The organism is Desulfoprunum benzoelyticum, assembly GCF_014201505.1.
GTDB lineage: Bacteria > Desulfobacterota > Desulfobulbia > Desulfobulbales > Desulfocapsaceae > Desulfoprunum > Desulfoprunum benzoelyticum.
Genome location: NZ_JACHEO010000008.1, coordinates 63,446 through 76,238 on the forward strand (window position 1 = coordinate 63,446; position 12,793 = coordinate 76,238).

9 protein-coding genes and 1 pseudogene are annotated in these 12,793 nt (G+C 61.9%); 1 reads left to right on the top strand and 9 read right to left on the bottom strand.

The window, feature by feature from the left end; genetic code table 11:
• Positions 1 to 73: 73 nt before the first annotated feature.
• The 5 genes and pseudogenes from HNQ81_RS08500 to HNQ81_RS08520 all read right to left on the bottom strand — a co-directional run.
• Positions 74 to 3,703 (bottom strand): annotated as a pseudogene (locus tag HNQ81_RS08500) (FAD-dependent oxidoreductase); the annotation flags it as partial.
• Positions 3,700 to 4,566 (bottom strand): CoB--CoM heterodisulfide reductase iron-sulfur subunit B family protein, encoded by an 867-nt coding sequence (locus HNQ81_RS08505; RefSeq protein ID WP_183350331.1) that lies wholly within the window; start codon positions 4,564 to 4,566, stop codon positions 3,700 to 3,702. The gene HNQ81_RS08505 and the pseudogene HNQ81_RS08500, both read right to left, overlap by 4 nt.
• On the bottom strand, positions 4,563 to 5,126 hold the full coding sequence (locus HNQ81_RS08510; protein ID WP_183350333.1) for a 4Fe-4S dicluster domain-containing protein: 564 nt from the start codon (positions 5,124 to 5,126) through the stop codon (positions 4,563 to 4,565). The genes HNQ81_RS08505 and HNQ81_RS08510 overlap by 4 nt, the downstream gene beginning before the upstream one ends.
• Entirely contained in the window at positions 5,116 to 6,663 is a 1,548-nt protein-coding gene (locus tag HNQ81_RS08515; RefSeq protein ID WP_183350335.1) for a PAS domain-containing sensor histidine kinase, read from the bottom strand. The genes HNQ81_RS08510 and HNQ81_RS08515 overlap by 11 nt, the downstream gene beginning before the upstream one ends.
• 12 nt (positions 6,664 to 6,675) lie before the next feature.
• Positions 6,676 to 7,563 carry a methylenetetrahydrofolate reductase gene (locus HNQ81_RS08520; protein WP_183350337.1) on the bottom strand — a complete coding sequence of 296 codons (888 nt, stop codon included), beginning with the start codon at positions 7,561 to 7,563 and terminating at the stop codon, positions 6,676 to 6,678.
• Between the two features lie 430 nt (positions 7,564 to 7,993).
• Between HNQ81_RS08520 and HNQ81_RS08525 the strand changes: the two genes are divergently transcribed.
• Entirely contained in the window at positions 7,994 to 8,221 is a 228-nt protein-coding gene (locus HNQ81_RS08525) for a hypothetical protein (RefSeq protein WP_183350339.1), read from the top strand.
• 15 nt (positions 8,222 to 8,236) lie between these two features.
• On the opposite strand, the gene HNQ81_RS08530 is transcribed toward HNQ81_RS08525, so the two are convergent.
• The 4 genes from HNQ81_RS08530 to HNQ81_RS08545 form a co-directional block, all read right to left on the bottom strand.
• Positions 8,237 to 10,030: an NAD-dependent malic enzyme gene (locus HNQ81_RS08530; protein WP_183350341.1), complete on the bottom strand. Its 1,794-nt coding sequence runs from the start codon at positions 10,028 to 10,030 to the stop codon at positions 8,237 to 8,239.
• Positions 10,031 to 10,391: 361 nt separating this feature from the next.
• On the bottom strand, positions 10,392 to 11,501 hold the full coding sequence (locus HNQ81_RS08535) for a heterodisulfide reductase-related iron-sulfur binding cluster (protein ID WP_183350343.1): 1,110 nt from the start codon (positions 11,499 to 11,501) through the stop codon (positions 10,392 to 10,394).
• On the bottom strand, positions 11,498 to 12,040 hold the full coding sequence (locus HNQ81_RS08540) for a rhodanese-like domain-containing protein (protein ID WP_183350345.1): 543 nt from the start codon (positions 12,038 to 12,040) through the stop codon (positions 11,498 to 11,500). Before HNQ81_RS08540 ends, HNQ81_RS08535 begins: the two co-directional genes overlap by 4 nt.
• 17 nt (positions 12,041 to 12,057) lie before the next feature.
• Positions 12,058 to 12,549 (bottom strand): MauE/DoxX family redox-associated membrane protein, encoded by a 492-nt coding sequence (locus HNQ81_RS08545; protein WP_183350347.1) that lies wholly within the window; start codon positions 12,547 to 12,549, stop codon positions 12,058 to 12,060.
• Between the last annotated feature and the right edge of the window lie 244 nt (positions 12,550 to 12,793).

Sequence of the window (12,793 nt, forward strand, 5' to 3'; positions counted from 1 at the left end):
CTTCCGGCATTGCCTGGGCATAGGACCGGATCTTGGCCTTGAGATTGACATCCTGGTAGCGGCCGAGCGTGATCGCCTTGGCCGGGCATTCGGCGACACAGATGCCGCAGCCCTGACACAGGGCCGGGTTGATCTCGGCGGTATGCTCGGCGTTGATGAACGGTACGCCGTAGGGGCAGGCCCGGACGCAGGTCAGGCAGACGGCACAGTGGGTCGGATCGACCCGCGAGACGACGCCGGACAGCCGCAGGTTCTTCTTCGACAGCAGGATCGCGGCCCGGGCCACCGCCGCCTGGGCCTGGGCGATGGTCTCCGACACGTCCTTCGGGGCGTGCACCGTTCCGGCCATGAACAGCCCTTCGCTCGGCAGATCGACCGGCCGCAGCTTGGCATGGGCCTCGATGAAGAATCCGTTGCCGTTGCGCGGCACCCGCAGCATCGAGGCCAATTCCTCGGTATCGCGCGGCTTCATGCCGGTGGAGAGCACCAGTAGATCCGGGGCCAGCGAGACCTTGCGACCGATCGACGGATCGCGGATTTCGATCCGAATCCCCCGCTCCGCCACCTCGATCTCCGGCGGGTTGTCGTGCGGGTCGAAGCGAATGAAATTGATCCCCAGCCGCCGCGCCTTCTGATACTGGAGTTCACCGAGACCATAGGTGCGCATGTCGCGGTAGAGGATGTCGATGCGCGCCGCCGGGTTGATCTCCTTCAGGTGCAGGGCGTTCTTGACCGCCTGGTTGCAGCAGACCCGCGAGCAGTACGGCAGGTGATCGGCAGCGCCGCCACCCGTTGCCGACGTATCGCAGGGCGTGCCGGTATCGGGCTCGCTGTAGGTGGCCGGCACCACGGTGGCCCGGGAACCGGCGCACTGCAGCATCACCACATGGCCGGGGACCGAGCGCCGTTCCCCGAGCAGGCGGGCCTCGAAATCGGTCTGGGTCATGACATGGTCGGCGGTGCCGAGACCATGGAGATCCGGCCGCGCCTCCTCGGCCCCGGTGGCGACGATGATCGCCCCGTGGGCGACCGTGCGCAACGCCCCGGTGGGGGTCATGATATCGGTCGAAAAGGCACCGACGAAACCGGAGTGTTCGACGACCTCGGAATTGAGAAAGACCCGGATCCGATCGTTGTTCTCGACCTGTTCCTGCAGTTCGAGGAGATAGCGCGAGAAATCCTGTCCGTCCCAGGACCGGCCGAGATGGACGACCTGGCCGCCGAGGGCCGGCTGCCGCTCGACCAGGTAAACACTGAAACCCTGTCGGGCAGCCTCGACCGCCGCGGTCATCCCCGCCACTCCGCCGCCGATGACCAGCAGGCTGGGATTGACATCGAACTCCAATTCGGCCAGAGGCTCGGCCTGGGTGGCGTTGGCAACTGCCATCCGCACCAGCCGCCGGGACTTCTCGGTGGCCAGCTGCGGGTCGTGCGGGTGCACCCAGCTGCACTGGTCGCGGATATTGGCCATGTCAAAGAAATACTTGTTGATCCCGGCCTGGCGCAGGGTCGACATGAACAGCGGTTCATGGGTGCTCGGCGAGCAGGCGGCAACGACCAGCCGGTTGAGCCGATGCTCGCTGATGATGGCGCGGATCGATTCCTGCGAATCCTGGGAACAGGTATAGAGCGGATGGCCGGCATAGACGACGCCGGGCAGGGTCCTGGCATATTCGGCCACGGCGGCGACATCGACGACCGAGGCGATGTTGGTGCCGCAGTGGCAGACGAAGACCCCGATCCGCAGTTCCTCGCCCGCCTCCGGCACCCGTTCTGCCGGCAGGGCCTCGACCGTCACCTCGGTCCCGCGCGCGAGCGCCAGGCCGGCCGAGGCCGCCTGGGCCGCACCCGAAGCCTCGATGACCGTTTCGGGAATATCCTTCGGCCCGTTGATCACGCCGCCGACGTAGATCCCGGGGCGCGACGAGGCCAGCGGAGTAAAGGCCTGCGAGACTGCAAAACCGTAGCGGTCGAGCTCGATGCCGAGCATCGTCGCCAGATCCCTGGTCCTGGCGGCGATCTGCACCCCGACCGACAGCACCACCATGTCGAAGTTCTCTGTCACTCGCCATCCGGAGTCGTCGACGTAGCGCAATTCGAGATCGCCGGTCTGGGGGTCTTCGAAGACCCGGCTGACCATGGCCCGGACGAAGCGGATGTTCCGCTCCTTGGCCCGTTCGACATAGGCGTCGAAGTTCTTGCCGAAGGAGCGCATGTCGATATAGAAGATCGTCGGTTCGATGGCGCTGTCGTGCTCGCGGGCGATGTAGGCCTCCTTGGTGGCGTACATGCAGCAGACCGAGGAACAGTAGTCGCGGTCGCAGCTGTGGTCGCGGGAACCGACGCACTGGATCCAGGCGATCTTTTTCGGGTGTTTGCCGTCCCCGGGGCGCTGCACCGTCCCCGAGGTCGGCCCGGAGGCCGACAGCAGGCGTTCGAACTCGATGCTGGTGACGACGTTTTTATAGAGGCCGTAACCGAATTCGCCGCGCCGCTTGGCATCGAAGACCTCGAAGCCGGGGGCGAAGACGATCGAGCCGACCCGGACCTCGCGCTCACTGCCCTTGAGGCCGTAATCGATGGCCCCCGGGCCGCAGACCGACTGGCAGATGCCGCAGGACCCGGTATTGAGGTGGACGCAACTGACCTCGTCGATCACCGGCACCCGCGGTACCGCCTGGGGATAAAGGATATTGACGGGATGGCGCAGGTTCAGCCCCTCGTTGAAGGTGTTGTAGAGCGGCTGCGGCGTCTTGTTGGTGACCTGATCGATCGCCAGAAAGGAGACCGGACAGACCGAGACGCAGGCGCCGCAGACCTGGCAGGTATCGAGGCTGGCCTCTATACCCTCCGTCACCATCTTCAGGGCCCCGATCCGCATGACCTTCTTGCAGGTCATGGCGCAGAGGCCGCAGCGGATGCAGTTGCGCTCGTCGCGTCCGGCCATTTCCTTCTTCAGCGCCGCGGAACGGGCGACGATGGCGGCGCCGAGGCTCTTGTCGATCTCCGGCGCCTCCGCGATCGTGACCGCCGAGAACTTCTCCGGGCAGGCGGTAAAGCAGGCGCCGCAACCGGTGCATTTGTCGGCGATAACGCTGGCGACACCGCCCTTCTCCCAGCTGATTGCCCCGTGCAGGCAGGCCCGGAAACAGTTGCCGCATTTGCTGCATTTGTCGGCGGCGACCTCAAAGGTCCAGGGGTGGAGGCGCTGCGGCAGCGGCGCTCCCGGCCCGCGGATAATCCGTTTTTCCCGCCCCCCCTTTTTCTTCTCCCCTTCCACCGGCTCCTGGGGAAAATACGAGATCTGGGTCACCGGGCAGGCCAGCTCACAGGCGCCGCAGCCGGTGCATTTGCTGATATCGACATAGCGGGCATGACTGCTGACGGTGGCGGTGAAATTACCGGCCTCGCCGGTCAGTCCGGTGACTTCACTCCAGGTCAGCAGCTCGATGTTGAGATGGCGGCCGACCTCGACCAGTTTCGGCGAGACGATGCACATCGAACAGTCGTTGGTCGGAAAGGTCTTGTCCAGCTGGGCCATCTTGCCGCCGATCGCCGGCGAGTTCTCCACGAGGTAGACCTTGAAGCCGGCATTGGCGAGATCGAGGGCCGACTGCATGCCGCTGATACCGCCGCCGATAACCATCACGGACCCCGACAGGGGCGACGTGGTCTGGGGTTGCTGCGAATGTTCGCTGTTCATCGTGGGCCCTCCCCGGCGGGTGCGGCCTGGCTGAAGAAACGGTTGAGGAGCGCCGGATCGATCAGATGGGCTTTCTGCTGGGCAGCCGGATAGCTGCCGGATATGGCCGCCACCACGAGCTCGGTGGCGAAAAAGACCGGCAGCCCAGGTTCCGTCTGGCCCAGATCGAGCTGCCGGCTCTCGACGTTGGCCTGGCACATCGGGCAGTCGGTGACGATTGCCTTCGCCCCCGCCCGGCGTGCCGCCCGGACGATATCGCCGACCAGCCGGACGGCGATGTCCGGCCGGGTCAGGGTCAGGCTGCCGGAGCAGCACTCGGTGCGGTGCGACCAGGAGACCGGTTCGGCGCCGACCGCCCCGACGATCCGCTCGAGGGTGGTGGGCGTTTCCCAATCCGCCGCTCCGGTGACCCGGGGATTGCGGAGCGAGAGGCAGCCGTAATAGCAGGCCAGCGTCAGGTCCTGCAGCGGCGCGGACACCTTCTCCCGGATGCGGGCCAGGATATCGTCTCGAGCCAGCAGGGAGCTGATGTGAACAATCGCCGGCGGCGAGGAATAGTCCTTGACGTCCCAGTATCCGGGATCGGCCCGCAGCGCCTGATCGGCGGCCTTGAGCCGCTGGAAGCAGGCGGCGCAGGGCACCAGGATATCGAGCCCGACCTGCTGCGCCAGCATGAGGTTGCGGATCGGCAGGCGCATGCCGATCTCGTGATCGGTCATATGGGCCGACGAGGCGCCGCAGCAGTTCCAGTCCGGGATCTCGACCAGCCAGATCCCCATATCCCGGCAGAGTTGCCGCACCGAGTGGTCGTAATCCCGCGCCGATCCTTCAAGAGAACATCCGGGGTAGTATGCAAGTTTCATCGGTCATACTCCTTTCCCTTGCCGGAGAAGATCTGCCGCACCTCGGCCTTACCCTTGATCCCCTGCGGCACCAGTTTGAGTTTGCCCTTGGTAAACATCTGCAGGCCGAGTTTCATGTCGCCGACGAGATCGCCCGAGCGCAGCTTGTAACCGGCGAGCATGCCGATCTCGTAGGTCCGCCCCCAATGTTTGACCGAGTCGAGAAAGGAGCGGTGCAGCATCGGCACCCGCGGCTCGGCCGGAGTGATCCTCTTCTTCAGGGCCAGCGACCGGAGCACATCCATCAGGCCGGCGATCTCGATCTCGTTGGGGCAGCGGGTGGCGCAGGTCTCGCAGGCGGCGCAGAGCCAGATGGTCTTGCTCTGCAGCAGGATATCCTCGGCGCCGTAGGAGGCCAGACGCACGACCTCCATGACCTGAAGGTCGAAAAAATCACCGATCGGGCATCCGGACGAGCAGCGTCCGCACTGGAAACAGGCATGGACATCGATTCCCATCACCTGAAGCTTCTGAAGAAATTTCTGGTTGCCTGTTTCCGTTGGGATCAATTCACTGTTCATGATTTCCTCCAGAGAGGTTTTCCATTACCGCCGGGAACCTGAGAGAGAAGACGGCGCCACCTCCAGGTTGCGAGGTGACCCTGATAATCCCCTTGTGTTCCTTGACGATCGCATACGACACCGACAGGCCGAGGCCCGTACCCTCGCCCGGTTCCTTGGTGGTGTAGAAGGGATCGAAGATCTTCTCGAACTGGTCCTCCTGTATCCCCGGCCCGGTATCACTGACGACGATCTCGACGATGTCCCGGCTGGCCCGGGTCCGGCTGAAGATCCTGATGGTCCCCTGACCGGCCATGGCCTGGGCGGCATTGACGACGATATTCATCACGACCTGGTTGAGTCGGATCGAATTGCCGAAGATCGGCAGCAGCTCGTCCTCGAGATCGAGCTGCATTTCTATGTTCTGGAACAGCGGCTGATTCTTCAGGACCCCGATGGTCTTGCGGACGATGTCGTTGAGATCGACGAGGGCCATGTCATAGGTGGTCTGGTGCGAGAACTCCAGCAGGTCGGCGACGATGACCTTGCAGCGCTCGGCCTCGTGGATGATGACGTCGAGATCCTCACCGCTGGGATGCCCATCGCCCAGCGCCTCCTTGACCAGGTTGGCGTAGAGCATGATCCCCGACATCGGGTTGTTGATCTCGTGGGCGACGCCGGCGGCCAGGCGGCCAAGGCCGGCCATCTTTTCCGACTGCATCAGCATGTTGTGGGTCTGCTCGAGGTCCTCCTCGATCTTCTGCATCGCCCGCAGGTCGGTGAAGATGCCGAAGGTGGCGATCTCCTGTCCCCGGTCGTAGATGATGCCGCCGGAGAACCGGACCGGGATCATCTGCTCGTCCCGGTTCTTGACCATCAGCTCGTGGTGCAGCAGTCTGCCCTTGCCGCCGTAATCGTCGCTGCGCATCCGCTTGATGAGCTCGTAGGCGACCCCCTCGTTGTAAAGGCCGGTGACATGGAGACTGCCGAACGCCTCTTCTTCGGAATAGCCGAGCAACGCCTGCGCCCCCTGGTTGAACAGGATCAGCCGGCCCTTCATATCGGCGGCAATGATGCCGTCGACCGAAGAATCGATCAGGTTATGGAAGAAGGTGTTGCGCCGCCGCAGTTCCGCCTCCAGTTTTTTCCGCGCCGTGATATCGATCAGGTAGAGGAGGTAGTAATCCGGCCGGGACGGGGGATAGACGAGGACGACATCGATGTCGGTATGCTGTCCGTCCTCCCCTTTGATTTCGATCTCGTGCCGGAACCGCGACATCTTCTGGCCGGCCGGAGAGTTGAGGAAATCGGCGATCAGCCGGAACAGGCCGGCATTTTCGGCATCGAGGACCTCGGCGATGGAGGCGGCGACAATTTCGTTGCAGGAAATGGAAAGAAAATGACAGGCCGCCGGATTGGCATAGATGATCTGGTGCTGCAGGTTGACCACCATCACGCCGTTCGGGGTCTCCTCCAGGATCTGATAGAGGTAGAGGTTCGACCCGAGGTCCCTGGTTATCTCCGCCAGGGCCTTTTCCGCCTGAGATTGACCGCCCATACCCTGTCCCCTTCAGCGGCCGAGGAGGTCGAGAAAGTCAGGCAACCGATCTTTCCAGCCAATGGCGAGGATGACGATGCCATTGGCGATCGGCGCGATTTCCCTGATGAAATCGGCGCCGATGGTCAACCCGGCATCCTGCTTCACCGGGGCATCCATCATTTTCTTCAGATACTCCTGGGGGATCGACGGCACCCCCTTGAGGTTATTGAGGTAGCGGATCATCGTCACCGACTTGAGCAGCATCACCGAGAGGTAGAGATTGATCCCCGTCTCCTCGGCAACCGGCAGAAACTGTTCGATGATATTGATGTCGTAGGTCGGCCCGAGACAGACCGACGACACCCCGAACTCCTGCATTCGACGGATAAGGTCGATCTGGTCGCGATTGCGGCTGGCATCGTCGGAAAGCTCGAGCGAGACCCCGATGCGGAGCGAAGCCGCCCCGTCGAGCTTCTCGCCGCCGAGATCATGGCCGGCGTTCAACGACGAGGCGCACTTGAGCATCGTCCGCAGATCGAGGTCGCCGCTGGTTCTGGCGACCGGCTGGTCGCCCTCCGCCGGATCGTGCCCCTCCCGGATCACGATGTCGGTGATGCCGAGCGCCGAGGCCCCGAGCAGATCGCCCTGGAAGGAGATCCGGTTGCGGTCCCGCCCATTGACCACCATGACCGGCTCGATGCCTTTCTCCTTCAAGGCCAGACAGGGGGCGAGCGGCGACATCCGCATGATCGCGTGTTCGCTGTCCGTCACCCGGATCGAATCGACCCGGCCCCTGAGGCTCAGCGCCGATTCGACAAAACCTTGGAGATTGGTCCCTTTTGGTGGATCAATTTCGGCAGCAAGGTAATACGGTTTATCGCTCTTGCGGCCTGTGTCCGATCGATGTGCAGCTTCCATTGAACCTCCTGTACAGTGAGCAATGCCCGACGGGCCTTCTGCCGGATGTCATGATGCGGCCGTGCTTTTCCGATCGATCTGGAAGGTCATGGCACGGCGCTCCTCGCCGACCATTCAATCATTTTTTCTTAATATATATTTCAACAACAATCATTGTAAACATGATCGCGCCGATCGACTCTATCGCCCGCAGGCTTTGTCGGGACGGTCAGATCCCGGCAATACCAGGATGACGTGGATGCCCATCCCGCGCCCGCACGCTTGCGGGCAGAAATCAACGAAAAAAAAGAATTCAGCCTGAACAGGTTCTACCACCCTCCTCGTCCGGAAACGCCGGTACGCAGGAGGTTCCTACCGGTCTATCAAAAAACCATGCAGTATGTTTGATCCGCTGCCCCGGTGTTCCGGGCAGTACCTACGGATAGAGCCTATGGTGAAAAATCAAATGAAAAAGGGAAAATACACGATCAACTCAAAAATCTTAATCTTCCATGCAGCTGAATTGTACCCGCAAAAAAAGGAAAATACCACTACAATGGTATTTTTTTCTACACGTCGAAAAAAGACCTTTGCCGGCAGTCCGATCGAAGACCGGAAAGAAGAATGGGCCCTCGTTGAAGGAGGGCCCATGGTCGGAAAATTGTTTGAAAATGAGTGACTTATCGAATCTCAGCTAGACATAGGGCTGATATTCTGGTTCATACACCAGGCTGGTGATATAGTCTTCGAGGTCCTCTGGACGCTGCCGGGAGGCAAGGCCTTTGCTGTAGGCGAGTTCGGCGATCGCCATCGCGATTGCCTGGGACACCTCCCGGATCCGCGGCAGCGGCGGATAGACCCGCCCGACCCGGAGGTCGGTCTCCGAGACCTCGGCGGCCAGGGTCCGGGCGGCGACCAGGAACATCTCGTCGGTGACGCTGGTGGCCCAGCTGGCCATGACCCCCATCCCCACCCCGGGGAAGATGTAGACGTTGTTTCCCTGGCCCGGTTTGAATTTTTTGCCGTTGATCACAACGTCATCGAACGGGCTGCCGCTGGCGAAGATGGCCCGGCCCTCCGTCCAGGTATAGGCCTCCTCGGCGGTGCATTCGGTTTTCGAGGTCGGGTTGGAGAGGGAAAACACGATCGGGCGCTCGTTGATCCTGGCCATGGCCTCGACGACCTGCCGGTCGAACCTTTTCGCCTGCCCGGAAACCCCGATGATCGCCGTCGGCCGCAGGGACTCGACCGCCGCGAGGAAATCGGCACAGTATTCGTGGTCATGGGCATAGGTGAGCTTGTGGCCGGTAAGATCGGTGCGGCTCTTGACGATCAGCCCTTTGGAATCGACAAACCAGCAGCGGCGGCGGGCATCCTCCTGTGACAGACCGGCATCGACCATCGCCGAGACCAGCAGATCGCCGGTGCCGATACCGGCCTCGCCGGCTCCGAGGAACAGGACTTTCTGGTCCTTGAGGTCGCCGCCGGTGATGCGCAGGGCCGAGAAGAGGCCGGCGACGGTAACCGAAGCGGTGCCCTGGATATCGTCGTTGAAGCAGCACACCTGATCGCGGTATTGCTGGAGGAGGCGGAAGGCGTTGCGGTTGGCGAAGTCTTCGAACTGGATCATGGCCCCGGGGAACATCTGCTGAACGGCCAGGACGAATTCCTCGATCAGGTCATCGTACTCCTCGCCCCTGACCCGCGGATGGCGGCAGCCGATATACAGCGGATCCTTCAGCAGCACCTCGTTGTTGGTGCCGACATCGATGGTGACCGGCAGGGTCAACGACGGCTGGATACCGCCGCAGGCGGTGTAGAGGGCGAGCTTGCCGACCGGGATGCCCATGCCGTCGGCCCCGAGATCACCAAGCCCGAGGATACGCTCGCCGTCGGTGACGACGATGATGCGGATATCCTTGCGGTGCCAGTTGCCGAGGATTTCAGCAACCCGGCCCCGGTCTTCGAGGGTCAGGTAGATACCGCGCGGCCGGCGGAAGATATTGCCGTACTGCAGGCAGGCAAGGCCGACCGTGGGGGTGTAGACGATGGGCATCAGGTCCTCGATGTTGTCGAGCAGGACCCGGTAAAACAGCGTCTTGTTCCTGTCCTGCAGACTGGTGAGGAAGATATAGCGTTCGAGGTCGGTCGGTTTCTTGCGGAGATTCCACAGGACCCGTTCCACCTGTTCGTCGATGGAGTGGATCCGCGGCGGCAGCAGCCCCCTCAGCCCCAGCGCCTCACGCTCCTCAGCGGTGAAGGCCGTCCCCTTGTTCAGGGCCGGATCGCGGATCAGATCGAAGCCGGTCGGGAAAGTGCTCAACCGGTTTTTCATCCTCATTCTCGCCGCCGCGCCGGAGGCATTCCCCTTCTTCAACATCGACTGAAGGCTGATGCGTCCGAGAAATCTGGACATGGTTTCCTGGTCGATCAGATCCTTCTCGAAACGAATGACCACATCGTTCTCTTCATAAACTATCTTGTACATTTCCGATCCTCATCTTCTCGAAACGGTCGCACATTCCCTGCAGATCGCAGGCCACCCTCAAGGTTCCTGTCCTGGAAGAATAGAGATCCCACCCTTGGACAGGATTCAGAAGACCCTACTCTTCCCTACCGGCCAATGCAATGTTCATTTTCGGCGCCGCCGGCCGGCCATGTGCCGGTGAACCAGCATGATGAAATATGCTCAACGATTTTCGCTTGTTAAAAACCGCGAGGACAGGATCGGCCGTTTATCAGAAATTCTAATGTCGGAACGGAGAATTATTGTAATTGCCGGTATACATAAGACAAAGAAGCGGGACGCTTGAACGCTTGAACGCTTGAACGTTTAAACGATTAAACGTTCAAGCGTTGTTCAAACGTTCGCCCTTTATCCGCCGCTTCAAGAGCAGACGGTTGACATAGGTAAACGGCGCCCGGGCAACCGGGAGATTGCGGTGAAAGGCGACCAGCGGCCGAAACAGCAGATCGAGGACGTGGACGGTCGGAGTAACGCGGTTCAGCCTGCCGGCACAACCGGCGCAACAGGTGACGAGCACGCGTGCATCCGCCTCGCGGCGACGGCGGTCGGCCCACTGGTCGGAAAGTTCAGGGGCCGCACAGCCGACCGTCCCACCTTCGCCGCAACACATCGTCAATCGCCGACTATGTCGCAGCTCGACGAGGGTATGGCCCAGACCGGTGACGATCCCCCGGACCGCCGCCTGGGTCCGGACATCATCCCGCCCCGGGCAGGGATCGTGGATGCTCACCGCCCGGCTCGCCCCGGCAGCGACCCCCTTCGCCAGCCCGTGCAGGTGAAGGGGTTGGTAGACCGTCTGCACGGTCAGCCCTTGGCCGTACTGAGAGAAAATCGTGGTGCAATTCGGGCAGGCGGTCAGGACGGTCCTGACCCCATGTTCGACGAGCCGGTCGCGGATCGTTCCGAAAGCGGCCTGGAAATGTGCGGTCCGCCCCAGGTCGTGGGAAGGTTTGCCACAGCAGGCAAGGACTATGCCGAGCGACGGCACGATCCGACGGAGCTGACGATACAACTCCAGGGTGACGGCCGGCCGGGTGCCGGGGAGGGTACAGCCCGGAAACAGCACGGTATCGCACCCTGGCGGAACGACGTATTGGGTAAAGAGGGCAGACCCGCCCAGGGACTCGTAGCGAAGGATGGAACGATACGGTTTCGACTCAAAGTCCCCGTCCTCGACGTGACGACGACGGATATCGAGAAACAGCGCGCCGGGATCAAGTTTTTCCGGACACACCGCCGCACATAGCCCGCACAGGCTGCATTGGTAGGCGATCTGCCGCCCCTGCGGCGAGGTGAAGTCGAAACGGGCCGCGATCGTGCCCGGTGTGCCGTGCTGCGACAGAAAGGCGCAATTCGTCAGACAGGCGCCGCAATCGGTGCAGTCCTCCCGCATCCGTTCCAGCGCCGAGGCCAGGGGCGGTCTGCTCATCATCGCACGGAATCGACCGGATGGCCGGCACCCTTCCAGGCAAAGATGCCGCCCGGATGACGGAATACGTTGGTGTATCCGAGTTTTTTCGCCCAGACGGCGCCGTTATGACTGCGGGTGCATTTGACGAAACCGCAATAGACCACGATCGTCCTGTTCAGATCGGGGCCGAGCAGGGCCTTGAAATCGTCGACGCTCTTGCCGTCGGTCTCCCTGGCGTCCCATTCCTTCATGTCCGGGATCGGGAACAGAAACTGCTTCGCCCCGGGGATGTGATTCTTGTTATAGGAATCGGCAAGGGGCATGGTGTCGATGATCAGCACATCCTTGCCGGCATCGATCATCCCCTTCAACTCGTCGGTGGTGACAAGGCCGTACCCGCCCTGCTGGACCTCCCGGGTCAGCTTCACCGCCTCCTGTTCCCTGGAAACCTCTTCCTTGAATTTGCCCGTGCCAAAGGCAAAGGCCGAAACACTCACGCCAAGAAGAAGAAAACCAACCAGCAATCCCTGCAACATCCCTGTTTTCCGTACCACGTGCATCTCCTTGATATAAACGGTTATCGTTCCAGACGACCGGCCCGCAACCGGCCCCGATCGCGACTCCAATAGACAAACGCCACCGCCGCCATCATCACCGCATCCCTGGCCAGGGCGGTCCTGAGGCTCTTGTAGGCCTGCTCCGGGTCTTCGGGCCCGAAACAGCCGCAGTCGATATCCAGGCCCAGGTGGATCCCGTAGCCGAGAACGGCGATGAACAACACCAGCATGACGGTGATGGCCGAAAGGCTGCCACGAATGGCGAACAGAAGGCCGACCCCGGCGGCCAGTTCGGCAAGCGGCAGGATTACCGCCGCCGGCAGCACCAGCGCGTCGGGTAGCAGACCAAAACCGCCGATGATCTCGGCAAAAGCCGCCGGACCCATGAGTTTGATTACTCCGGAGTAGATGAAGATGCCGCCAAGGACCAGCCGGACGCCGAACTCCAGCACCGGGAGTCGAAAGCCGGCCGTCCCCGGGCACCACCCAACACTTTCATCCGTCTTCACCATTAACCCCCTTGCCGAACGTTTCCCGCGGATGTTGCCGATATCGATCCAGGGCCTGTCCCGACCCGGGATGCGCCCATTTGACCCATGTTTTTCCACATTGTCAAATAGTTAATTCCGATCAGTAAGCCGGTAACATATAGATTTTACTTTTATTCACAGACAAGGAAAAGCGCTGCCAAGGCGACGCCCCTGCCGGGAGCGATGCGGGACCGGGTGAACCGGCTGCAGCTCCCGGCTGCGGTCG

Coding starts and splice junctions, on each gene's coding strand:
- HNQ81_RS08505 (WP_183350331.1), bottom strand. CDS start 4,566: ATGAAACTTGCATACTACCCCGGATGTTCTCTTGAAGGATCGGCGCGG.
- HNQ81_RS08510 (WP_183350333.1), bottom strand. CDS start 5,126: ATGAACAGTGAATTGATCCCAACGGAAACAGGCAACCAGAAATTTCTT.
- HNQ81_RS08515 (WP_183350335.1), bottom strand. CDS start 6,663: ATGGGCGGTCAATCTCAGGCGGAAAAGGCCCTGGCGGAGATAACCAGG.
- HNQ81_RS08520 (WP_183350337.1), bottom strand. CDS start 7,563: ATGGAAGCTGCACATCGATCGGACACAGGCCGCAAGAGCGATAAACCG.
- HNQ81_RS08525 (WP_183350339.1), top strand. CDS start 7,994: ATGGTGAAAAATCAAATGAAAAAGGGAAAATACACGATCAACTCAAAA.
- HNQ81_RS08530 (WP_183350341.1), bottom strand. CDS start 10,030: ATGTACAAGATAGTTTATGAAGAGAACGATGTGGTCATTCGTTTCGAG.
- HNQ81_RS08535 (WP_183350343.1), bottom strand. CDS start 11,501: ATGATGAGCAGACCGCCCCTGGCCTCGGCGCTGGAACGGATGCGGGAG.
- HNQ81_RS08540 (WP_183350345.1), bottom strand. CDS start 12,040: ATGCACGTGGTACGGAAAACAGGGATGTTGCAGGGATTGCTGGTTGGT.
- HNQ81_RS08545 (WP_183350347.1), bottom strand. CDS start 12,549: ATGGTGAAGACGGATGAAAGTGTTGGGTGGTGCCCGGGGACGGCCGGC.